This is a genomic window from Noviherbaspirillum saxi (assembly GCF_003591035.1).
Lineage (GTDB): Bacteria > Pseudomonadota > Gammaproteobacteria > Burkholderiales > Burkholderiaceae_D > Noviherbaspirillum > Noviherbaspirillum saxi.
The window spans coordinates 3,176,375-3,198,754 of record NZ_QYUO01000001.1; the positions used below are offsets into that span (position 1 = coordinate 3,176,375).

At 58.4% G+C, this 22,380-nt stretch carries 18 protein-coding genes and 1 pseudogene; 10 read left to right on the forward strand and 9 right to left on the reverse strand.

What is annotated here, in order from left to right; genetic code table 11:
- Positions 1 to 12: 12 nt before the first annotated feature.
- From D3871_RS15020 to D3871_RS15030, 3 genes are all read right to left on the reverse strand, one after another.
- Positions 13 to 1,731, reverse strand: a complete 1,719-nt coding sequence (locus D3871_RS15020) for a putative bifunctional diguanylate cyclase/phosphodiesterase (RefSeq protein ID WP_119769629.1) — start codon at positions 1,729 to 1,731, stop codon at positions 13 to 15.
- 236 nt (positions 1,732 to 1,967) lie between these two features.
- Positions 1,968 to 2,477: a single-stranded DNA-binding protein gene (gene ssb, locus D3871_RS15025; protein WP_119769631.1), complete on the reverse strand. Its 510-nt coding sequence runs from the start codon at positions 2,475 to 2,477 to the stop codon at positions 1,968 to 1,970.
- A gap of 72 nt (positions 2,478 to 2,549) precedes the next feature.
- Positions 2,550 to 3,743 (reverse strand): MFS transporter, encoded by a 1,194-nt coding sequence (locus tag D3871_RS15030; protein ID WP_119769632.1) that lies wholly within the window; start codon positions 3,741 to 3,743, stop codon positions 2,550 to 2,552.
- A 146-nt stretch (positions 3,744 to 3,889) separates the two neighbouring features.
- Here D3871_RS15030 and uvrA point away from each other — a divergent pair, with 146 nt between their 5' ends.
- Positions 3,890 to 6,742: an excinuclease ABC subunit UvrA gene (gene uvrA / locus D3871_RS15035; RefSeq protein ID WP_119769633.1), complete on the forward strand. Its 2,853-nt coding sequence runs from the start codon at positions 3,890 to 3,892 to the stop codon at positions 6,740 to 6,742.
- Between the two features lie 22 nt (positions 6,743 to 6,764).
- Complete coding sequence (locus D3871_RS15040) at positions 6,765 to 7,043, forward strand: acylphosphatase (RefSeq protein ID WP_119769634.1); 279 nt, start codon at positions 6,765 to 6,767, stop codon at positions 7,041 to 7,043.
- A gap of 19 nt (positions 7,044 to 7,062) precedes the next feature.
- Here the strand turns inward: D3871_RS15040 and D3871_RS15045 are convergent, their stop codons facing one another.
- The 3 genes from D3871_RS15045 to D3871_RS15055 all read right to left on the reverse strand — a co-directional run bounded on the left by D3871_RS15045 (position 7,063) and on the right by D3871_RS15055 (position 11,029).
- Positions 7,063 to 7,971 carry an AEC family transporter gene (locus D3871_RS15045; RefSeq protein ID WP_119769635.1) on the reverse strand — a complete coding sequence of 303 codons (909 nt, stop codon included), beginning with the start codon at positions 7,969 to 7,971 and terminating at the stop codon, positions 7,063 to 7,065.
- Positions 7,972 to 8,071: 100 nt separating this feature from the next.
- Positions 8,072 to 8,959, reverse strand: coding sequence for an alpha/beta hydrolase (locus D3871_RS15050; protein WP_119769637.1), 888 nt, complete (start codon positions 8,957 to 8,959; stop codon positions 8,072 to 8,074).
- Positions 8,960 to 9,043: 84 nt separating this feature from the next.
- Positions 9,044 to 11,029 (reverse strand): monovalent cation:proton antiporter family protein, encoded by a 1,986-nt coding sequence (locus tag D3871_RS15055; RefSeq protein ID WP_119769639.1) that lies wholly within the window; start codon positions 11,027 to 11,029, stop codon positions 9,044 to 9,046.
- Positions 11,030 to 11,265: 236 nt separating this feature from the next.
- Between D3871_RS15055 and D3871_RS15060 the strand changes: the two genes are divergently transcribed.
- From D3871_RS15060 to D3871_RS15095, 8 genes are all read left to right on the forward strand, one after another.
- Entirely contained in the window at positions 11,266 to 12,294 is a 1,029-nt protein-coding gene (locus D3871_RS15060; RefSeq protein ID WP_119770094.1) for a KpsF/GutQ family sugar-phosphate isomerase, read from the forward strand.
- Positions 12,294 to 12,821, forward strand: coding sequence for a KdsC family phosphatase (locus tag D3871_RS15065; RefSeq protein ID WP_119769641.1), 528 nt, complete (start codon positions 12,294 to 12,296; stop codon positions 12,819 to 12,821). The genes D3871_RS15060 and D3871_RS15065 overlap by 1 nt, the downstream gene beginning before the upstream one ends.
- Positions 12,818 to 13,399, forward strand: a complete 582-nt coding sequence (gene lptC, locus D3871_RS15070) for an LPS export ABC transporter periplasmic protein LptC (protein ID WP_119769643.1) — start codon at positions 12,818 to 12,820, stop codon at positions 13,397 to 13,399. Before D3871_RS15065 ends, lptC begins: the two co-directional genes overlap by 4 nt.
- Before the next feature lie 36 nt (positions 13,400 to 13,435).
- Complete coding sequence (lptA, locus tag D3871_RS15075; protein ID WP_119769645.1) at positions 13,436 to 13,984, forward strand: lipopolysaccharide transport periplasmic protein LptA; 549 nt, start codon at positions 13,436 to 13,438, stop codon at positions 13,982 to 13,984.
- 1 nt (position 13,985) lies between these two features.
- Positions 13,986 to 14,726, forward strand: a complete 741-nt coding sequence (lptB, locus tag D3871_RS15080) for an LPS export ABC transporter ATP-binding protein (RefSeq protein ID WP_119769646.1) — start codon at positions 13,986 to 13,988, stop codon at positions 14,724 to 14,726.
- Between the two features lie 17 nt (positions 14,727 to 14,743).
- The gene (locus D3871_RS15085; protein ID WP_119769648.1) at positions 14,744 to 16,225 is read left to right on the forward strand and encodes an RNA polymerase factor sigma-54; all 1,482 of its coding nucleotides are present in this window, start codon (positions 14,744 to 14,746) and stop codon (positions 16,223 to 16,225) included.
- Between the two features lie 99 nt (positions 16,226 to 16,324).
- Positions 16,325 to 16,672: a ribosome hibernation-promoting factor, HPF/YfiA family gene (gene hpf, locus D3871_RS15090; protein WP_119769649.1), complete on the forward strand. Its 348-nt coding sequence runs from the start codon at positions 16,325 to 16,327 to the stop codon at positions 16,670 to 16,672.
- A gap of 152 nt (positions 16,673 to 16,824) precedes the next feature.
- A complete protein-coding gene (locus D3871_RS15095; protein ID WP_119769651.1) occupies positions 16,825 to 17,910 on the forward strand; it encodes an enoyl-CoA hydratase/isomerase family protein in 1,086 nt (361 codons plus the stop codon).
- Between the two features lie 48 nt (positions 17,911 to 17,958).
- On the opposite strand, the gene D3871_RS15100 is transcribed toward D3871_RS15095, so the two are convergent.
- From D3871_RS15100 to D3871_RS15110, 3 genes and pseudogenes are all read right to left on the reverse strand, one after another.
- On the reverse strand, positions 17,959 to 19,098 hold the full coding sequence (locus D3871_RS15100) for a deoxyguanosinetriphosphate triphosphohydrolase (protein ID WP_119769653.1): 1,140 nt from the start codon (positions 19,096 to 19,098) through the stop codon (positions 17,959 to 17,961).
- A pseudogene (aroKB, locus tag D3871_RS15105) lies at positions 19,095 to 20,760 on the reverse strand (bifunctional shikimate kinase/3-dehydroquinate synthase AroKB). Before aroKB ends, D3871_RS15100 begins: the two are co-directional and overlap by 4 nt.
- A gap of 48 nt (positions 20,761 to 20,808) precedes the next feature.
- Complete coding sequence (locus tag D3871_RS15110) at positions 20,809 to 22,353, reverse strand: Ig-like domain-containing protein (protein WP_119769655.1); 1,545 nt, start codon at positions 22,351 to 22,353, stop codon at positions 20,809 to 20,811.
- Positions 22,354 to 22,380 lie beyond the last annotated feature (27 nt).

Genomic DNA, 22,380 nt, shown 5'->3' on the forward strand with positions numbered 1-22,380 from the left:
TCTCGCTCTACTCTATTGTGCAGCGGTTAGCGCAGGACTTGCCTGCTCGGCCTTGAGCAAGGCAATGATTTCATCGGGCACCAGGGGACGCCCTGTGTGGTATCCCTGGATCAGGCCGCAGCCGTGCGCGGCGAGAAAATCGAGCTGTTCCTGGTTTTCGACGCCTTCGGCAACGGTGTTCAGATTCAGATGGCTGGCAAGGCTGAGCACGACATTGCAAATGGCCACGTCCTTGACAGAGCTGGGCAAATCCTTGATGAATGCGCGATCGATCTTGAGCGTGGCGATCGGGAAGCGTTTGAGGTAGGCGAGCGATGAATATCCGGTTCCAAAGTCGTCAATCGCGATGCGCACATTACGCGATGTCATCGCGGTCAGCAGGGCTTCGGCATGCTCCGGGTCGGACATCAGGATTCCTTCGGTAATTTCGAGCAGCAGCTGCTCACCGCTCAATCCGGAAAGCTGCATCGCCTCGTCCATGATGTCGAGGAATTGATCGTTGCGGAACTGGCGCGGACTGACGTTGACCGACACATACAATGGCCGCCGCGCGACTTCTTCGAAGCGCCTGATCTGCACGCATGCCGCCTTCAGCGCCCATGCGCCCAGCAGGTTGATCAAGCCATTGCTTTCCGCCATCGGGATGAACTGGGCCGGCGACACCAAACCTTGTCCCGGACGACTCCAGCGCATCAAGGCTTCGAAGCCCATGATCTGACGGCTGCGCGCATCGACGATGGGCTGGTAATGCAGCAGGAATTCGCCATCGCGCACGGCCTGGAACATCGCCGCTTCCATCGACACATCGTGTTCCGGCTGCGTGAATTTCTCGTGGTTATAAACCACGCAGCGCGCCTTGCCGGTTTCCTTGGCACGGTACATCGCGGTGTCGGCATGGGCCAGTAATTTGACTTCACTATCGCCGTGCTCGGGAAAGACGGCTGCGCCGATCGAGGTGCCGACGTACAGCGTGTGCCCCTGGATCTCGAACGGCAGCTGCATTGTTGAAATCATGCGGCGTCCAATGATCTGGATTTCTGCCTCGGAGACCGCGCCGGGCAGGACCGCGACAAATTCGTCGCCACCGACACGCGCCAGCGTATCGACATCGCGCAGTGTCTCGGACAGTCTCATTGCGGCAACGCGCAGCAAGGCGTCGCCAACAGGATGGCCCAGCGCATCGTTGACCTTCTTGAAACCGTCCAGATCCAGCGCGACAACGGAAAAGCCGCGGCCAGTGCGGCGCGACTGTGCGATCGCCATGCGGATCCGGTCCGACAGCAGCGAACGATTGGGTAAACCGGTCAACGCATCATGCGTAGCCATGTGGCGCAATCGTTCTTCTGTGGCTTGCTGGCCGGAGATGTCGCGGCCGACGGCCAGCAATTCCTGCTCTCCCGGTCCAGCTTCATAGGCCATGACTTGCAGCTCGATCCACAGCGCGTTACCCAGGGTCTTGATGCGCACATTGGTCTTGCTGGGCTGGCTGGAACCCGCCGCTTGTGCAATCACGGCATCGATGGCCGGGCGGTCGACAGCAAGCACGAAAGCGTTCAAGACCTGCCCTACCAGTTTTTCACCGGGACAGATAAGTTCGGTCGCGCGCCTGCTTGCGTAAATGATGGTCCCGTGTACGCTTAACCGGAATACCGCATCGCCGGCAGCCTCCATGAGGCTGTCCAACTGCGTTTTTGCAGTAGTTTCAGTCCGGTCTTGACGAGTGGAAAACATTGTCAGAAGCTTATCTCAGATAAAGGCTCGGCTGTGGGCAAGGTTTTTCGGCCGACAAAGCCGCCGCTCCGCCAGCGACTTCAGGCATCTTAGCAAATTGTAGTAGGGAAATTAACGCTTGATCCAAATGTTAGAGAAGAAAATGCAGAAAAAGAATCAAAGCCATGATTTTTCAACAAAAAAGCCCCGAGGTCAGACTTCGGGGCTTTCTTTATTTGCGAGGTTTGCGGCAAAAATCAGAACGGGATATCGTCATCCATGTCGCTGAAGTTCGGCGCCGGGCGCGATGCGCCGCGCGCGGCTCCGCCGCCGCCTGCGCCCGCGCCTGCACCGGCGGAACTCTGGCGCGGCGCCGGGGCGCTGCTGCCGTAATCGTCATCCATCGGTGCGCCGGCACCGCCGCCCATTCCCTGGCGGCTTCCCAGCATCTGCATCGTGTCGGCGATGATTTCAGTCGTATAGCGCTCCACGCCATCCTTGTCGGTCCATTTGCGTGTTTGCAAACGGCCTTCGACATAAATCTGCGAGCCTTTTTTCAGGTACTGGCCGGCGATTTCCGCGAGCTTGCGGTAAAACGTGATCCGGTGCCATTCGGTGAGTTCCTTCTTTTCGCCGGAGTTCTTGTCTTTCCAGCTTTCGGTGGTCGCAACCGCAATATTGGTGACGGCGTCGCCGTTCGGCATGTAACGCGTTTCCGGATCGCGTCCCAGATTGCCGACGATGATGACCTTGTTGACCGATGCCATAAATTTCTCCTCAAGCTGACTCAATAGTGATCGTGGTGCCACAACGGCGATGCGCAGGCGGTGCTTGGCGCATCAGGCTGCCGCGACAGCCGCCGCCCTCCGCGGCAGGTTCTTCATGCTGGTGGCAATTATAAGCCAGACAACTGTCAGCGCCGCGCCAAGTACGAACACGGAAGACGGTCCGGCATGCTGCTTCAACCATCCGCCGAGCGCGCCGCCGCAAAACAGTCCGAGCGCCTGCAGCGTGTTGTATACGCCAAGCGCCGATCCCTTGGCCGCCGGCGGCGCGATGCGCGACACCAGAGACGGCTGACAGGCTTCAAGGATATTGAACGAAACGAAGAAGGCAAGCAAGAGCAAGACCAGTACCGACCAGTGCATCGCCGGCTGCGCCATGAACAGCCACAGGCCAAGCTGGACCAGGAGCATCAGGGCAATGGCACCGACGAACACCTGTTTCATCATGCCGCGCCGTTCGCCGGCAAACACTGGCGGCAGCATCAGGGCGAACGAGGCAAGCACCACCGGCAGGTAGACTTTCCAGTGGGCGGCAATCGGCAAGCCGGCGTAATCGACCAGTGCGGCGGGCACGACGACAAACATGGCCATCTGCGTCACATGCAGCGCGAATACGCCGTAATTGAGCCGCATCAGTTCGCCGTTGGCGAGTATCCGTGAGAACGGTACGCGTTCCACGATTTTTAACTTCGGGGCCGGCGGAACGATATAGATCACGATGCCGATCGCGAGCACCGACAGGATGCCGGTCAACGCAAACAGTCCGCCCATGCCGATCAAGTCATACATGACCGGGGCGGCGATCAGTGAAACGGCAAACGTCAGGCCAATCGATCCGCCCACCATCGCCATCGCCTTGGTGCGATGCTCATCCCGCGTCGTATCGGCGATGAAGGCGGTCACGGCAGCCGAAATCGCGCCTGCCCCCTGGATTGCACGACCGACAATGACCCATGCCAGCGTGGTCGAGGCAGCAGCGATAAACGAGCCAATCGCAAACAAGACCAGCCCGATGATGATGATGCGCTTGCGTCCGTATTTATCGGATGCCGCGCCAAACGGAATCTGGCCGAAAGACTGGGTCAGGCCGTAAATACCCATTGCCACTCCGACCATGGTCGCGCTGTCACCGCCCGGCAGGGTTTTGGCATGCACCGCAAAGACGGGCAGGATCAGGAACATGCCCAGCATGCGCAACGCGAAAATCGACGCCAATGACAGACTGGCACGAATTTCGTTAGAGGACATGCGGGTGCCGAGATCATCGGCGGAAGTGGTGGCTGATATGGTGCTCACGGCGGGGGATCCAGAGGATACGGCGGACTTTAAAACCCGTTATAGTATCAGGTTGACCCGTACAAAGCGCCGAAATGGCCGCACGTTGAAAGCAGTTCATGGAAGAAATAAGAATTCGCGGTGCCCGCACCCACAACCTGAAGAACATCAATCTCGAATTACCCCGCAATCAGCTGATTGTGATCACCGGCCTGTCCGGATCGGGTAAATCCTCGCTGGCGTTCGACACGCTGTATGCGGAAGGCCAGCGCCGCTACGTGGAATCGCTGTCGGCGTATGCGCGCCAATTCCTGCAGCTGATGGAAAAGCCCGATGTCGACTTGATCGAAGGCTTGTCGCCGGCAATCTCGATCGAGCAGAAAGCGACTTCGCACAATCCCCGTTCGACGGTCGGTACCGTGACTGAAATCCACGATTACCTGCGCCTGCTGTACGCGCGAGTCGGCACACCTTATTGCCCTGACCACCCGGAAAATGCGTTGGCCGCGCAATCGGTGTCGCAAATGGTCGATGCGGTTCTCGCCATGCCGGAAGACACCAAGCTGATGATCCTGGCGCCGGTCGTGGCCAATCGCAAGGGCGAGCATGTCGATCTGTTTGAAGCGATGCAGGCACAGGGCTTCGTGCGCTTTCGTATCCAGAGCGGCACCCATACCGCCAGGATCTATGAAATCGACGACCTGCCGAAGCTGAAAAAAACCGAAAAGCACACCATCGACGTCGTGATCGACCGCATCAAGGTCAAGGCCGATGTCAAGCAGCGTCTGGCAGAAAGCTTCGAAACCGCGTTGCGCCTGGCCGAAGGCCGGGCGATTGCGCTGGAAATGGATAGCGGCAAGGAGCACCTGTATTCGAACAAGTTCGCCTGCAACACCTGCGGCTATTCGCTGCAGGAACTGGAGCCGCGCCTGTTCTCGTTCAATAATCCGATGGGCGCCTGCCCGGAATGCGACGGCTTGGGCCACATCGAATTCTTCGACCCCAAGCGCATCGTCGCCTTCCCCAACCTGTCGCTGGCCAGCGGCGCGGTAAAAGGCTGGGACCGGCGCAACCAGTTCTACTTCCAGATGCTGTCGAATCTGGCCGAGCACTATAACTTCGACGTCGACACGCCCTTCGAGAAATTGGCCGACTCGGCGCAGCAGGTTGTGCTGTACGGCTCGGGCCGGCAGACAGTGCCATTTACCTATGTGAACGAACGCGGCCGCGCGGTGGTGCGCGAGCATACGTTTGAAGGCGTGGTCAACAACCTGCAGCGCCGCTATCGCGAAACCGATTCGATGGCGGTCAAGGAAGAACTGGCAAAGTTCATCAACCAGAAGCAATGCCCGACCTGCGACGGCGCACGCTTGCGCGTCGAAGCGCGCTATGTCAAGGTCGGCAACGGCAAGCAGGAACGGTCGATCTATGAAATCGCATCGACGCCCTTGCGCGAAACGCTGGAGTTCTTTGAAAAACTCAAGCTGACCGGCGCGAAAAAGGAAATCGCCGACCGTATCATCAAGGAAATCGTGTCGCGCCTGAAGTTTCTCAACAATGTGGGCCTCGACTACCTGTCGCTGGAGCGCAGCGCCGATACGCTGTCCGGCGGCGAAGCGCAGCGCATCCGGCTGGCGTCGCAGATCGGCTCCGGCCTGACCGGCGTGATGTATGTGCTGGACGAGCCGTCGATCGGCCTGCATCAGCGCGACAATGACCGGTTGATTGCCACGCTCAAGCACTTGCGCGATATCGGCAACAGCGTGCTGGTGGTCGAACACGACGAAGATGCGATCCGCTGCGCCGACTATGTGGTCGACATGGGGATCGGCGCCGGCGTGCATGGCGGTGAAGTGATCGCGCGCGGCCCGCTGCAGGACATCCTCAAGAGCAAGAAGTCGCTGACCGCGAAATACCTCAATGGCACACTGGCGATCAACGTGCCGAAGAAGCGCACTGCCGCAGATCCCGAACGTCAGTTGATGATCACCGGCGCGTCCGGCAACAATCTCCGGAACGTTTCGCTGGAGTTGCCGGTCGGTCTGCTTACCTGCGTGACCGGCGTCTCGGGTTCAGGAAAATCGACGCTGATCAACGACACCCTGCATCACGCGGCCGCGCGTCATTTGTATGGCTCGCAGGCAGAGCCGTCGCCGTACGAGTCGATTTCCGGCCTCGAGCATTTCGACAAGGTGATCGCGGTCGACCAGGCGCCGATCGGGCGCACACCGCGCTCCAACCCGGCGACCTATACCGGCGTGTTCACGCCTATCCGCGATCTGTTCTCCACCGTGCCGATGGCCAAGGAGCGCGGCTACTCGGCCGGGCGCTTTTCATTCAACGTCAAGGGCGGACGCTGCGAAGCCTGCCAGGGCGATGGCGTACTGAAGGTCGAAATGCACTTCCTGCCCGACGTGTATGTGCCTTGCGATGTCTGCCACGGCAAGCGCTACAACCGCGAAACGCTGGAAGTGCATTACAAGGGCAAGAGCATCCATGAAGTGCTGGAGATGACGGTCGAGGAAGCACATGAATTCTTCAAGCCGGTCCCGGTCGTCGCACGCAAGCTGCAGACGCTGCTCGATGTCGGCCTTGGCTATATACGCCTCGGACAGAGCGCGACCACGCTGTCGGGCGGCGAAGCGCAACGCGTGAAGCTGTCGCTGGAACTGTCCAAACGCGATACCGGCCGCACGCTGTATATCCTGGACGAACCGACCACCGGTCTGCATTTCCACGACATCGATCTGCTGCTGAAAGTGATTCACCGTCTGCGCGATCAGGGCAACACAGTGGTGATCATCGAACACAATCTGGACGTGATCAAGACTGCCGACTGGATCGTGGATCTGGGACCGGAAGGCGGCGCCGGCGGCGGGCAGATCATTGCCAGCGGCACGCCAGAAGTTGTAGCGAAAACGGCGGCCAGCTTTACCGGCAAGTATCTGGCACCGATGCTGAAAAAGAAATAACGCGATTGCGGCGGAGACGGACATGGCGATACATTTGCGGATCAGCGGCGTGGTACAGGGAGTCGGATATCGCGCCTCGTTCGAGGCGCAAGCGCGTCGCCTGCATTTGGCCGGCTGGGTCCGCAATCGCGTCGATGGCTCGGTCGAAGCGATGGTCGACGGCCCGACCGAAGCCATCGATCGGATCATCGCATGGTCGCGGCGTGGTCCGTCGCAGGCGCACGTTAGCGGCGTACAGGTAACGGCTGCGGAAGACGCCGCATTGATACCGGGACGCTTTGACGTGTTGCCGACCGCTTGAAATATAGGCCGGCTCCGCATCAAGCCGGCAAACCCATCCATAGTCCGACCGGCACGAATGCCAGTGCCGCCAGATTCCCCAGTAAAACGATGGACGCCACCTTGTCCGGCTCCTGCTTGTACTGCTCGGCCACCATGAAGCAGAATACCGCCGGCGGCAGCGATGCGAACAGATACATCTGACCGCGCTGCATCGGGTCGAGCTGCATGACCTGATCGAGCAGCCAGGCAACGACCAGTCCGCCCAGCGGGCAGACAATCGCGCCGACCAATCCGATATGCCAGCTTTTGAAGTTGACATCGAGCATGCGTACACCCAGTGCGAACAACATGATCGGGATACAGGCGTCGCCCAGCATTTTCAGCGCCTGCATCAGCGGTGTCGGCAAGGCGATGCGGAAGATGGCAAAGATCATGCCGACTGCCATCGCCAGCATCATTGGACTGACCAGGAATTTCCAGAACGGAGTGTGATAACTGCGGCCGCTTTCGATGATCTTGATCCCGACCGAAAAGTAGATCAGATTGCATGCCATGAAGAGTGCGACAGCGGCCGGCAGCCCCGATGTGCCGAAGGCCAGCACGGCAAGCGGCAAACCCATGTTGCCGCAATTGTTGTACATCATCGGAGGAACGAAGCTGCGCACATCGTAGCCCAGCAGGCGCGCCACCGGCCATGCAATCAATCCGGAGCCGAGCGAAATCAGCACTCCGGCGAGTATCAGCATGCCGCTGTTCGCAAGGTCGAAATCCTTCGCGGCCAGCGCGGTAAACACGAGCAGCGGACACAAGACATCCATGCTGACCCGGTTGACCGACCCCATGTCGGATCTGACGCGTTCACCCCGAAGCCGCGCATATCCATAGCCGACAGCGATGATGATAAAGACCGGCAAGATGATGCCAAGGATGCGCTCGAACACTTGCATGGGAAATCTTTCAATGAGCTATCCCGGCATTTTAACGAGAGTTCGTCGTTCGCGTTTTCCTGTAGGCAAGTCGCCATACCTTGTCAGCAAGCAGTGCGATTCATCGCTTGACTGCTATGCCCTTATCGTTGCTCACAACGAATTGCTCGATCCGGTCGAGTGTCGGCGCAAGCAGGCGCAAGGGGCGCGACAAGCTAGCCAGCAGTGTGACATGACCGGTCTTGTCGAAATACTCTTCAGTGACATCGATTCCCGCCGCACGCAGTGTGCGCGCCATGCCGCCTGTATTGCGCTCCGGATTGACCACATCGTCTTTGCCCGGCGCTATCAGCAAGGCCGGCGACGCGGACGCCGTCACATGCCTGACCGGTTGTGAATCCGGCGGCGTATTCGGGTGAAAAAATACCGGCTTTACCGCCGGATTCTCGATCGGCAGGAAATCATAAGGACCGGCAAGGCCTATCCAGCCGTGCAACGCCGAAGGGGTCAGTTTGTGGATAGCCAGCAATCGGTGGTCAAGCGCCACCATGGCGGCGTTGTAGGCGCCTGCACTATGCCCCATGACATACACACGTTGCGGATCACCACCGTAGCGGGCGCTTTCCCGTATCGCCCAGGCAACCGCGGCGGCACAGTCTTCCAGGAAGGCTGGATAGCGTACTTCCGGATAAAGCCGGTAATCGGCGATGACGGCAACCATCCCGCGCGAAGCCAGCGCCTCGCCGACAAATTCATATTCGCTGCGGTTGCCGCTGTTCCAGCTGCCGCCGTAAAAAAACACCACGACCGGCGCTGGCTTCGCGGCATCGCGCGGCGCATAGATGTCAAGACGCTGCCGCTCATGCTCGCCGTAGGCGAGATCGCCGGCTTTTCGATAGGAATGACTGGGCGTCAGCGCATTGAGCGTCTGGAGCGGACTGCAGGCGGCCACAGCGCCCGCCAGCAGAACGACGGCAACGCTAAGGTAAAGCAGTTTTGAGAGAGTCATGGAAAATGGCAGCTGGCATGTTCGGGAGTCTTGTCACGTGTATATACGTGCCGATATCCGGATACGGATGCATCCCGCACTCGCCTACTTCAGCAAACGCTCTTCTGCCCGTGCCACGCCATCGGTGGTTCCGCGCAGCACCACAATGTCCCCGGCCTGCAATATGGTGTCCGGCTTGACCTCGATGCGGCTCTTGCCGCGCCGTATGATCGTGACTTCCGCGCCGACTTCGGCCAGTCGGGACGCGCTGAGCGCCTTGCCAATCGCTTTCGCGCCGTCGGTCAGCGTGACCGAATGCAGGCGCACATGCAAATGTTCGTCATCGTCGGGCGCATCGCTGGCGCCATGGAAATAGCCGCGCAGCGAAGCGTACCGCTCGTCGCGCGCAGCCTGCACCCGGTGCACGACGCGGCGCAGCGGCACGCCCAGCATGACGAGCGCATGCGAAGCCAGCATCAGACTGCCTTCGATTGCTTCTGGCACCACTTCCGCCGCGCCGGCTTCACGCAGTTTGTCAAGATCGCTATCATCGTGGCTGCGCACGATGACCGGCAGCTCGGGTGCCAGTTCATGCGCGAAATGCAATACCTTCAGTGCCGATGGCGTGCTGGCATAAGTCACGACCAGGGCCGCGGCGCGGTGGATGCCGGCAGCTACCAAGCTTTCGCGTCGGGACGCATCGCCATAAGACACATTGGCGCCGGCGGCCTGCGCCTCACGCACGCGGTCCGGATCCAGGTCTAGCGCATGGTAGGCAATGCCTTCTTCTTCCAGCAATTTGGCAAGGCTTTGACCGCTGCGGCCGAAACCGGCGATCAATACATGCTTTTGCGTCGTCATGGTGCGCGTCGCAATCTGGGTCAGCGCCAGCGACTGCATCATCCATTCATTGGCCGACAGTTTCATCACGATGGCATCGGACTTGGCGATGATGAAAGGTGCGGTCAGCATCGACAACACCATGGACGCCAGAATCAACTGGATGATCAGCGGGTCCATCAACTGCAGGCCGCCTGCCTGGTTCAGCAGCACGAAGCCGAATTCGCCGGCTTGCGCCAGCCCGAGGCCGGTTCGCAGGGAAACTCCGGTAGAGGCTCCGGTCAATTTCGCCAGCGCCGCGATCAAGGCGAACTTGAGCATTACCGGGCCGGTCAGCAGCAGCAAGACCAGCCACCAGTTTTCCAGCACCAGCTTGATATTGAGCAGCATGCCGACGGTGATGAAAAAAAGGCCGAGCAATACATCGCGAAACGGCTTGATGTCTTCTTCCACCTGGTGCTTGTATTCGGTCTCGGAGATCAGCATGCCGGCGACGAATGCACCCAGCGCCAGCGACAGGCCGGCTTTTTCGGTAATCCAGGCAGCACCGAGCGTGATGAACAACAGGTTCAGCATGAACAGTTCCTGCGAGCGCCGCTTAACGACGATACGGAACCAGCCGCGCATCAGCTGTTGGCCGATCACCAGCAGCAGTACCAGCACGATGCCGGCTTTTAGCATCGCCAGCATCAGCGTCGCCATCAGGTCGTTGGAATCGCGGGCCAGTGCCGGAACCAGGATCAGCAAAGGAACGACCGCCAGATCCTGAAACAGCAGGATGCCGAAAATCTGCCGTCCGTGCTCGCTTTCCAGCTCCAGCCTTTCAGTCAGCATCTTGGACACGATGGCGGTAGATGACATGGCGAGCGCCCCGCCCAATGCGAATGCCGCGCGCCAATCGATATTGATCACTTGCGGCAACCAGCGGCTCATTACCCACCCGAACACCATGGTCGCGCCAATCGTGAGCAGCACTTGCGCCATGCCTAGCCCGAATACGGTGCGCCGCATCGACGACAGCTTGGGCAGCGAAAATTCCAGTCCGATCGAAAACATCAGGAACACCACGCCGAATTCCGCCAGCGTATGGGTCGTCGTGTTTTCACTGGCCAGGCCCCAGCCGTGCGGACCGATCACGATGCCGACCATCAGATAGCCCAGCATCGGCGGCAAATGCAGCATGCGGAAAGCAACGACTCCCAGCACCGCGGCGCTGAGCAGGATGAGCGTCAGTTCTAGAGCTGAAAACATTCTGTATTTAATTGCGTTCCAAGTTGAGCGCCAGTGTGTATTGTTTCGGCTCCATGAAAGCGAGCGTTTTCCCCTAGCGGGTCTTGTCACCCGGCCAACAAGGGTCGGCCCGGCTTAGTGGCTCGACAGGGCAAAACAACACGCCTGTAGAAGAATCAATTTGAGCATCATCAAAACCCAATTTTTTGTTTGGACTGGCAGATTTTTTGCTTTCCCAATTCGTTTATACTTCGGGCATGAGTGTACCTGATGCAAAAACTTTGCCGAAAGCTTTTGATGCGAAAAGTGCAGCCCGCGCGCTGGCACTCGCGCAAGAGACCTTGCAGATCGAAGCCGATGCCCTGCTGGCACTAAAAAACCGGCTCGCACAACAAGTCGAAGGCCCTTTCAGCGAGGCTGTGCGCCTGTTGCTGCAATGCACAGGCCGTGTAGTCGTGTCCGGCATCGGCAAATCCGGCCATATTGCCCGCAAGATTGCCGCCACGCTGGCATCGACCGGTACGCCGGCGCTCTTCGTCCATGCCGCCGAAGCCCTGCATGGCGATCTCGGCATGATTACCGAACACGACGCCGTCATCGCGATCTCTTACTCGGGCGAAGCTGCCGAATTCATCGCAATCATTCCCATCATCAAACGCATGGGCGCCAAGCTGATTGCCATTACCGGCAATGATGAATCGCGCCTGGCCCAGCTCGCCGACGTGCATTTGAATGTGCGGGTCGACAAGGAAGCCTGTCCGCTGAACCTGGCGCCAACGGCCAGTACGACCGCCACCCTTGCACTGGGCGATGCGCTGGCCGTTGCCCTGCTCGATGCCCGCGGTTTCCGTGAAGAAGACTTTGCCCGCTCTCATCCGGGCGGTGCGCTTGGCCGTCGCCTGCTGACCCATGTGCGCGATGTGATGCGCAGTGGCGACGCGGTGCCGGCAGTACGCGCGGATGTGCGCCTGCCATCGGCCTTGCTTGAAATCACCAAGAAGGGCATGGCGATGACTGCTGTGGTCGATGACCAGGGCCGCGCGATCGGTATCTTCACCGACGGCGATTTGCGGCGATTGATAGAAACCGCGCAAGACTTCGGCAAACTGGCGATGGCCGATGTGATGCATGCCAATCCGCGTACGGTTCATCCTGACCAACTCGCGGTCGAAGCCGTCGAAATCATGGAAACTTTCCGCATCAATCAACTGCTGGTAGCGGATGCGGACGGCATTCTGGTCGGCGCTCTGCATATTCATGACTTGACGCGTGCGAAGGTGATCTGATGCAAGATGACACAGTGACACGTGCGGCGCGCGTCCGCCTGATGATATTCGATGTCGACGGCATCTTGACCGATGGCAGCCTGTACTATGGCGCCGATGGTGAATTGATCAAGACTTTCAATGTGCTCGATGGTCATGGCATCAAGCTGCTGCAACAGTCGGGCGTTGCAACCGCGATCATCAGTGCGCGCAAATCGGCACTGGTGGCGCGACGCGCCGCCGACCTCGGCATTCAGCATCTGTTCCAGGGGGTGCACGACAAGCGCGCGGCATTCGAGCAACTGCTCGCGCAAACTGGCCATGCCAAGGAAGCATGCGGCTTCATCGGCGACGACGTCATCGATCTTCCCATCCTGCTGCGCGTCGGTTTTGCCGCGAGCGTACCGAATGCCCATCCCGAAGTACAGTCGCGCGTGCATTTCGTGACGCGCGCGCAAGGCGGACACGGTGCCGCGCGGGAACTATGTGATTTCATCCTGCGCGCGCAGGGAAATTACGAGGCGGCGCTGGCGCCGTATCTGGCATGAATGGCCGTCGCTTCCGACTGATTGCCATCCTGGCGCCGTTGGTTGCATTGGCGCTGGGAAGTTTCTGGCTATTTGAAGTGATGCGACGCGCCAGCGATGAAGTAATTCCCACACCGGAACGCAAAGAACCCGATTTTTACGTGGAAAAATTCAGCTACGTGAAAATGACAAAAAGCGGCAAGGCACAATACCATTTTTCCGGAACAAGAATGACGCACAATCCGCAGGACGATTCTTACGATATCGAACTGCCTGTGGTCAAGAACCTCCGCGGGGCGAACGGTCCGATGACGCTGCGCGCCAAGCGTGCGACAGTCAACAGCGACAATAGTCAGATTCATATGTACGAGAACGTGCGCATGGACCGGCCGGCCACTGCCGACAGCGAGGCGATGCGGCTTTTGTCCGATTACCTGTTGGTGCTGCCGGACGACGACGTCGTCAAGAGTGACAAGCCGGTAGAGATTCACCTCGGTCAGTCGGTACTTACCGGCACCGGCATGTTTGCAAACAACGCGACGCGTGAACTTCGCCTGGCGGGCAATGTTCATGGCACTTATCAAGCTCCTCAGCGCTAATTCGTTATAACGTATGCTTCTCTTCCGGGATTTTTGATGAAACGTTTTTTTTGGATGCTGTTGCTGCTGGGTGCGACTGCCACAGGCAGCGTACAAGCGGAAAAAGCGGATTCCGAGAAGCCGACCAACGTTGAGGCCGATCAAATGGCCTATGACGACGTCAAGCAGATCAATACCTTTACGGGCAATGTCGTGCTGACCCGTGGCACCTTGGTCATGCGTGCGCACAAGCTGGTCGTATCGCAGGACCCGGCCGGATATCAGTATGCGACGCTGACCGCGGCGCCTGGCGGCCTGGCGACATTCCGGCAGAAGCGCGATGCCGGGCCCGATCAATGGGTAGAAGGGCAGGCTGAGCGTATCGAATACAACGGCAAGACGGAAATGGTGAAGCTGTTTTCAAAAGCGAAGATGCGGCGACTGGAAGGAAAGAAGCCAACCGATGAAGTCGAAGGCGAGTTCATTTCCTACGACAGCCGCGCCGAGTTCTTCACGGTCAACAATACACCATCGGGCGAAACCAAGCCTGGCGGCGGGCGTATCAAGGCGATCATACAGCCGCGCAATGACGCAAAGGACAAGTAGCATGGCAAGCACATTGGTCGTTCGCGGCTTGCAAAAGAGTTACGGCACTCGACAGGTTGTGCACGACGTGTCGCTGCAGGTGGAAAGTGGTGAAGTGGTCGGATTGCTGGGCCCGAACGGGGCCGGCAAGACCACGTCGTTTTACATGATCGTCGGCTTGGTGCCATCGGATTCCGGCGAGATCGACCTCGACGGCGTCGCGATATCGCGCATGCCGATTCATCGTCGTGCGACACTTGGATTGTCTTACCTGCCGCAGGAAGCGTCAGTATTTCGCAAGCTGACGGTGGAAGACAATATCCGCGCAGTACTGGAATTACAGCGGGTCAATGACAAGCCGCTGCCTAAAGCGGAAATCGACAAGCGCCTCGGAAGATTGCTGGCCGAGCTGCAGATCGAACGGCTGCGCGAAAACCAGGCGCTGTCGCTATCCGGCGGCGAACGGCGCCGGGTCGAGATCGCGCGTGCATTGGCGACCAATCCGCGCTTCGTGCTGCTGGATGAACCATTTGCCGGCGTCGACCCGATCGCGGTGATTGAAATCCAGCGCATCGTGCGCTTTCTCAAGGAGCGCGGTATCGGTGTGCTGATCACCGACCATAACGTGCGCGAAACGCTGGGCATTTGCGATCGCGCCTATATCATTAACCAGGGGTCGGTATTGGCAAGCGGCCGACCTGACGACATTATTGCCAATGAATCCGTGCGCCGGGTCTATCTCGGCGAGCACTTCCGGATGTAAGGAAGAAGCAGACAGGCATGAAACAGACACTCCAACTTCGCGTATCGCAACATCTCGCGCTGACCCCGCAACTGCAACAGTCTATCCGTCTGCTGCAGTTGTCGACGCTCGAGCTGCATCAGGAGCTGGAACAGATCCTTTCCGACAATCCCATGCTGGAACGCGTCGACGATCCGCTCGATCATTCAGTGCGATTGCTGGCAGATGGTGCGATCAACACGCCGCCGGCCAGCAACACTTCTGAAGCGCCGGTCCAGGAATCGTCTTCGACCACGCGCGAAGAAGGAGAAGGTAATTTTGAGGGCGGCGAAGGCGGCGAGAATGCGACAGCCTCCGACAACGACTGGAGTTTCGACGATGTCGCCCGCACCTCAAAAGCGCCGGAAGACGACGATGCGCGTCCTCAGCTCGAAGCGCATGAAACCACGCTGCGCGAACACCTGCTCGAGCAGATGCGGCTGACGGTGCGCGAACCACGCGATCGCGCACTGGTGGAATTGATCATCGATGCGCTCAATGACAACGGCTATCTGGATGAACCGCTGGAAGAAATTCATGCGCGTCTTCCGGAAGAGCTCGACATCGACATCGACGACCTCAATGTCGCGCTAAAACTATTGCAAAGTTTCGAGCCGGCCGGTGTCGGCGCGCGCAATGCGTCCGAGTGCCTGTCGATTCAAATCCGCCGCTTTCCGAAAGTACCGATGGTGACGCGGCGGCGTGCGCTCGATATCGTGGAAAAGCATCTGTCGTTGTTCGCCCAGCGCGATTTCAATAAGCTGAAAAAAGCGCTCGATTGCGACGATGAAGATCTGCGCGAAGCACAATACGTAATCAAGCAATGCAATCCGCACCCAGGTGCGCTATATGCGTCCGATGCATCAGATTATGTTGTGCCGGACGTGATTGTGAAAAAAACCAAGAACGGCTGGCAAGTCATGCTCAATCACGATGTCATGCCCCGACTGCGCGTCAATGCGCTCTATGCGAATATCCTCAAGCAGAGCAAAGGTGAGGGATCACTCTCTTCACAATTGCAGGAAGCGAAATGGCTGATCAAGAACATGCGTCAGCGTTTCGATACCATCCTGCGTGTTGCACAGGCAATTGTCGATCGGCAGAGGAATTTTTTCTCGCACGGGGCAGTTGCAATGCGCCCCCTTGTCTTGCGTGAAATTGCTGATACACTTGGTTTACACGAGAGCACTATCTCTCGGGTAACAACTCAAAAATACATGCTCACTCCCCATGGCATGTTCGAGTTGAAGTATTTCTTCGGTAGCCACGTCGCCACGGAAGCAGGGGGAGAAGCTTCATCGACGGCGATACGGGCCCTGATCAAACAATTGATAGGAGCAGAAGACCCCAAGAATCCTTTTTCAGATAGCAAAATAGCGGATATGTTGGGGGAACAGGGCATGGTCGTGGCACGACGTACTGTCGCAAAATACCGTGAAGCCCTGAAAATTCCTCCAGTCAATCTGCGCAAATCCTTGTAGTCTTTGTTGTAGTGATGTTGCTGTGTTCCAGCGTAGCCGGTCTACGCATTCCGGGGCACGTTTGCGAACCTCCAGCGACGCCATCCATAGGAGCGCTGTATGAATCTCATAATCAGTGGACATCATCTCGATTTGACACCTGCCATTCGCGAATACGTGCAAAACAAGCTGGACAGGATTATTCGCCATTTCGATCATGTCATTGATATTGCAGTCATCCTCGGGGTTGAAAAGCCCTCTGAAAAAGATAAGCGGCAAAGAGCCGAAGTCAATCTGCGCTTGAGGGGGAATGTCATACATGTGGAAAGCTTTGCCAAAGACCTGTACGCGGCGATCGATACGCTGATCGACAAGCTGGACCGCCAGGTAATCAAGTACAAGACCAAGATGCAGGATCATCAGTGCGAAGCGCACAAACGCATGCCGGAAGCACCGACAGCCGCGTAAATCGTGATCCACGCCGGGCAAACCGGCATCGCAATGAAGGGCGCCATGGGCGCCCTTTTTTGTTGGCGGTATCTTGAATGTCGGCGCCGCGACCGACGCCGCAATCGCATAGCCGATAGAATATGGCGTTTCGAATCCATACTCGCCTCTCCATGACCGAATTCGTCCGCACCGCGATCCATCACCATCTTGGCGTCATCACACTGGACCGTCCGAAGGCGCTCAACTCGCTATCGCTGGCCATGGTGCGCTCCATCACGCAGGCCCTGCTTGCATGGCGCAACGATCCGGCGATACGTGCCGTGCTCATTCACAGCAGCAGCGAAAGGGCATTCTGTGCCGGCGGCGACATCCGCTTCTTCCACGATGCAGGCAGCGCCACGCCACGCGGGGACAGCGCCTTGCTGGAAGACTTTTTTACCGAAGAATATGCGCTGAACCACCTGATCCATTTCTATCCGAAACCGTACATTGCGATCATGGATGGCATCGTCATGGGCGGCGGTATGGGGGTGGCACAGGGCGGTGAATCGAACCGGCTGCGCATCGTTACCGAGCGTACCAAGATGGCGATGCCGGAAGTGAATATCGGACTGTTTCCCGATGTCGGCGGCAGCTACTTCCTTTCGCGCGCACCCGGGCAGCTGGGTACCTATCTCGGCGTGACCGGCGAAGTGATCGGCGCGGCAGATGCGCTGTATGCGGGGCTGGCCGATGTATTTGTTCCTGCGTCGGAGCTGGCCACGCTGCTGGGCTTGCTGGCGACAGCGACCGATGTACGCGCTGCCGCGGCCGAGTTCGCTGCACCGTTCAAGACCCAGATCGATCCGGCTGCCAGCAAGCTTGCGGCACAACATGCATCGATCGACCGCCATTTCGCACATGACAGCGTAAGCACCATTACCGCCTCGCTCGCGGACGATGGCGACGCGTTTGCACAGAATACGCTTGCAGTCATGCAGAAGCGCTCTCCTCTGATGATGTGCGTGACCTTGTCGCAGCTGCGGCAGGGAGCGGCGATGAGCGTGGCCGATTGCCTGCGGATGGAACGCACGATGGTGCGCCGCAGCTTTGAAAGCGGGGAGGTGCTGGAAGGCATCCGCTCGGTGGTCATCGACAAGGACAATACGCCGAACTGGAATCCACCGTCGCTGGAAGCGGTTGATGATGCAATGATTGCACGATTTTTCGAACCGGCGTGGCCAGCATATGCGCATCCGCTACGCGACCTTGCCTGATAGAGATCCGATCTACGCTGAGCAGTGTATGCAGCGTCTGCGAGGCATTCAGATTTCGCCGACGGTGAACAAGCGGCGGTGCTCGCGCATCGCATAGCGGTCGGTCATGCCGGCAATATAGTCGGACACCTTGCGCGCCCGTGCCTGCTGACTGCCGCGTTCGGTTACCTGGTAGTCGGGAGGAAGCAGGCGCGGCTCCGCCATGAATGCGTCGAATAGTTCGCGCACGATGCGGCGTGCCTTGCTGGTCATGCGATTGACCTGATAGTGATGGTAGAGATTGGTGCGCAGAAAGCGTTTGAGCAGCACGGCTTCCTGCTGCATCGCGTCTGAAAAATTGATCAGGGGAGGCACATTGCGCACATCGTCCAGTGTCCTTATCCCTGCATCACCAATTCTGGCCTTCGATGCCTCGGTCAGATCGACGATCAGCGCGTTGATCATTCGCCGTATCGTTTCATGGATCGCGCGCCGGCCGCCGATGCCGGGATAAACCACTTCCACTTCGCGCCGGTGCCGGGCGTAAAAATCGACTTCATCGAGCTGCGCGGTGGTGATGAGGCCCGAGCGCAGTCCATCGTCGATGTCGTGATTATTGTAGGCAATTTCATCGGCCAGATTCGCAAGCTGAGCTTCCAGCGTCGGCTGTTTCTTGTCGATGAAACGCTGGCCGATGTCACCGAGCTTGCGCGCATTGGACATCGAACAATGCTTGAGCACGCCTTCCCGTGTTTCGAACATCAGATTGAGTCCATTGAAAGCGCCATAATGCTCTTCCAGTTCATCGACCACCCGCAAGCTTTGCAGGTTATGTTCGAAGCCGCCAAAATCCTGCATGCATTCATTGAGTGCTTCCTGCCCCGCATGGCCGAAAGGCGTATGGCCGAGGTCATGGGCAAGCGAAATCGCTTCGACCAGGTCTTCGTTCAGATGCAGGTTACGCGCGATCGAACGCGCGATCTGGGCGACTTCGATGCTATGGGTAAGGCGGGTGCGAAACAGGTCGCCTTCATGGTTGACGAATACCTGGGTCTTGTATTCCAGCCGCCGGAATGCGGTCGAATGGATGATACGGTCGCGATCGCGCTGGAATTCGGTGCGCGACGCCGGGGCCGGTTCGCTGAAACGCCGCCCTCGCGATGCCTCTGATCGAGCGGCATAAGGTGCGAGGTGGGCTTCGTAATTCATTGTCTGACGCAGGCTTTCAGGGTGGCGAGAAGCGCATCCTGCGGCACCGGCATGATGACCGAAGTACCGAGCGGCTTGAGCAGGATGAACTTGATCTGGCCGCCTTCGTTTTTCTTGTCGACCTCCATCAGTTCGAGCCAGCGCTCGGTGCCGAGATCCGGCGCAACGACCGGCAGGCCGGCAGCCTGTACCAAGGCGGCAATCCGCTCGCGCGTCGTGGCATCGATGAAGCCAAGGCGGTGCGACAGGTCGGCCGCCATGACCATGCCGCAACCGACCGCTTCGCCATGCAGCCATTGGCCATAGCCGAGTCCCGCTTCGATCGCATGGCCGAACGTATGGCCGAAATTGAGAATGGCGCGCAATCCGCCTTCACGCTCATCCTGGCGCACCACGTCGGCCTTGATTTCACAGGACCGCTGGATTGCGTACGCGAGCGCGGTGGCATCCTTGGCGACCAGGCCAGTGATGTTTGCCTCGATCCAGTCGAAAAACGATGGATCGATGATGGCGCCATGCTTGATCACCTCAGCCAGTCCGGCCGACAATTCGCGCGCCGGCAAGGTATTCAGCGTTCCGGTATCGGCGATCACGGCTTGCGGCTGGTAAAAAGCGCCGATCATGTTCTTGCCGAGCGGGTGGTTGATTCCCGTCTTGCCCCCGACGGAAGAATCGACCTGTGACAACAGGGTGGTCGGAATCTGAATGAAAGGCACACCGCGCATATAGGACGCCGCCGCAAATCCGGTCAGGTCGCCGATGACGCCACCGCCCAATGCAATCAGCGTGGTCTTGCGATCGCATTTTTCGGCCAGCAGGACATCGAACACACGCATCAGGCTGGCCCAGTTCTTTTCTTCCTCACCGTCGGGCAGGACGATGGTGGTGACCAGTTTTTCGGCACCGCCCAGGTTTTTGACGAGTTGGTCGAGATACAAGGGCGCGACCACCGTATTGGTCACGATCGCCACCCGCTTGCCGGGAACGTGGCGGATGATCAGGCTGGCATCGGACAGGAGTGCCTGTCCGATGGAAATCGGATAACTGCGGTCACCCAGGTCGACCTGCAGGGTAATCGGTGAAGCTTGCTGCGTCATGATAAAAATTTTAAGTGGATGGGTCCGGCTGGTCGTCGTCCGCATTGGCTTGCTCAGCCAGTTCCAGCTGGGCGATGACTGTTTGTACAAGCGATTGTACGTTAGGACGCCCGGTTTCCACCACGAAGTGCGCGAGTTCAAGGTATATCGGCTCGCGCTCGCGCGCCAGCTGCTCGATTTTTGCCCGCGGATCGGCGGTCTGCAGCAGCGGCCTGTTCTTGTCGTGGCTGGTGCGCTGGAGAATGCTGTTGACGCTGGCGCGCAGGTAAATGACGGTGCCGCGGCTTTTCAGGTATTCGCGGTTTTCAGGCTTGAGCACGGCCCCGCCGCCGGTCGCGAGCACGATGTCGTCCAGCGCGGTCAGGTCGCGTATGACTTCCGATTCGCGATGGCGAAAGCTGGCCTCGCCCTCGATTTCAAAGATCAAAGGAATAGAGGCGCCGGTACGCGCCTCTATCTCATGGTCCGAATCGATGAACCGTTTGTTCAGCCGCTTTGCAAGGGCGCGGCCGACTGTTGTCTTGCCTGCGCCCATCAGGCCAATGAGAAAAATGTTTCCTGACATATTTAATCGGCGTCTGCTCTTAGCAGCAAGACGCCGGCTTTTCTTGACTTATTGCACTCTAAAGATAAAAGAGGCAGGTACAGGCAGGGCCGATCCCAGTGGCGCCTTTACAGTCAAGTCAAACGATCCTGTTTTTGTCGTCGTGCCTGTAACCGCACAATTGGTTGGTGTCACCTTGACATCATGCAGGGAACCACCTTGGCCGCCAACAAGAGGCCTGCCGTCATACGCCACTGATGCCGGCGATACCGTCACTGTAACATCAGCGGTATTCGCTGCGGAAACCACAGTTCCTTCAGGCAGGGGATTATTGCGATCGTCCGTCGCTTCCACCCTCAAGGTGACCGGCGTGCAGCTCGTACCGAAATTATGGGCAATCGGTCCGTTGACCGACGATTGCACACCAATCGGGGAGACTACCCTGATGTTGGGGAAGGAACCGCTCATGAAGAAGCTGCGGCTAGCCGACAAGGTGCTGGTGGCATTGGTCGCCGTGGCTGTTACGGTAACGACACCGCTGGCAGGCCTCGGATTCTGACTACGCCAGGTAACACTGCACTCGCCCTTGACAGTAAGGCAACGAGCGCCGCCCTCACCGACTATCGCACCGCCATCCGTCGTAAAGACAACCTGGGTTCCATCAGCCACCGCGCCGCCATTTGCATCGGCAAGCAATGCAATAACCTTGTTAGTGACATTGTCAACGTTCATGCCCTCAACATAGAACTTTTCGGCTGACAGCGAGAATGCGGTTTGCACTGCTTGTCCTGTAGTGACGGTAATCGTATCCGAAATCGTGCTGATCGAAGTTCCTTGCACAGCCGCAACGACAGTGACCGTTGTCGGTTGCGATCCCGCGTTAACCGCAACCGTGATGTTGCCGTTCGTGTCGGTCGTACCTGTGGAAGAAGCGAGAGTGACAGAAGTTGTCGTCGGCGTTGAAAACGTGACCGGAACATTCGGTACGCCGCTGCCAGAGCTATCCACAACACGGAAAGTAAGCAACGCAACTTCTGTGCGGCCATTACCGCCTGCACCCTTGATGACAATCGACTTGTCATTGGGAATAGCGGTCGCGAAGCTGATGGCAATTGGCGTGGCCGTGGGAGCGGCGCCAATTGAAAACGCTGTTTTAGCAGTGACCTCGGCCGTGCCGACAGTGGCCTTTGCAGTCACATTCGTTGCTCCGCTACCCTTTCCAGCAGATTTCACGCTGACTTGTGCAACGCCGTTATCATCGGTCAGTGCAGTGCCAGACGACGGCGACAGCACAGCCAGATCGCCATCCAGCGTAAAGGCCACCACCGTATTTTTTACCGCTACGCCGGTAGCGTTCGTCACAGTGGCCTTAACGATAAGCGAATTAGAACCGGTCACCGACGTGCTCGCAGCACCGGAGGCATCAGCTAGTGCCAAGACAATCTTACCGGCAGTCGTCGTCGAACCGTTCCCTCCGGATGTGCCGCCATTGCCAATACCCGTAGTGCCCGGCGAACCGCCGCCGCCGCCGCAAGCGACCAGCAATGTGGTGCAAAGCGCATACATCATCAGCGCAATGTACTTGTTGAAAAACTTGCTCAATGTCGATCCCATATTCTTCCCTGTGCTGTTTTTTTTGAT

Bases quoted from the DNA above. Each gene is read 5' to 3' on its own strand.
- D3871_RS15020 (WP_119769629.1), bottom strand. From the start codon at position 1,731: ATGTTTTCCACTCGTCAAGACCGGACTGAAACTACTGCAAAAACGCAG.
- ssb (WP_119769631.1), bottom strand. From the start codon at position 2,477: ATGGCATCGGTCAACAAGGTCATCATCGTCGGCAATCTGGGACGCGAT.
- D3871_RS15030 (WP_119769632.1), bottom strand. From the start codon at position 3,743: ATGTCCTCTAACGAAATTCGTGCCAGTCTGTCATTGGCGTCGATTTTC.
- uvrA (WP_119769633.1), top strand. From the start codon at position 3,890: ATGGAAGAAATAAGAATTCGCGGTGCCCGCACCCACAACCTGAAGAAC.
- D3871_RS15040 (WP_119769634.1), top strand. From the start codon at position 6,765: ATGGCGATACATTTGCGGATCAGCGGCGTGGTACAGGGAGTCGGATAT.
- D3871_RS15045 (WP_119769635.1), bottom strand. From the start codon at position 7,971: ATGCAAGTGTTCGAGCGCATCCTTGGCATCATCTTGCCGGTCTTTATC.
- D3871_RS15050 (WP_119769637.1), bottom strand. From the start codon at position 8,959: ATGACTCTCTCAAAACTGCTTTACCTTAGCGTTGCCGTCGTTCTGCTG.
- D3871_RS15055 (WP_119769639.1), bottom strand. From the start codon at position 11,029: ATGTTTTCAGCTCTAGAACTGACGCTCATCCTGCTCAGCGCCGCGGTG.
- D3871_RS15060 (WP_119770094.1), top strand. From the start codon at position 11,266: ATGAGTGTACCTGATGCAAAAACTTTGCCGAAAGCTTTTGATGCGAAA.
- D3871_RS15065 (WP_119769641.1), top strand. From the start codon at position 12,294: ATGCAAGATGACACAGTGACACGTGCGGCGCGCGTCCGCCTGATGATA.
- lptC (WP_119769643.1), top strand. From the start codon at position 12,818: ATGAATGGCCGTCGCTTCCGACTGATTGCCATCCTGGCGCCGTTGGTT.
- lptA (WP_119769645.1), top strand. From the start codon at position 13,436: ATGAAACGTTTTTTTTGGATGCTGTTGCTGCTGGGTGCGACTGCCACA.
- lptB (WP_119769646.1), top strand. From the start codon at position 13,986: ATGGCAAGCACATTGGTCGTTCGCGGCTTGCAAAAGAGTTACGGCACT.
- D3871_RS15085 (WP_119769648.1), top strand. From the start codon at position 14,744: ATGAAACAGACACTCCAACTTCGCGTATCGCAACATCTCGCGCTGACC.
- hpf (WP_119769649.1), top strand. From the start codon at position 16,325: ATGAATCTCATAATCAGTGGACATCATCTCGATTTGACACCTGCCATT.
- D3871_RS15095 (WP_119769651.1), top strand. From the start codon at position 16,825: ATGACCGAATTCGTCCGCACCGCGATCCATCACCATCTTGGCGTCATC.
- D3871_RS15100 (WP_119769653.1), bottom strand. From the start codon at position 19,098: ATGAATTACGAAGCCCACCTCGCACCTTATGCCGCTCGATCAGAGGCA.
- D3871_RS15110 (WP_119769655.1), bottom strand. From the start codon at position 22,353: ATGGGATCGACATTGAGCAAGTTTTTCAACAAGTACATTGCGCTGATG.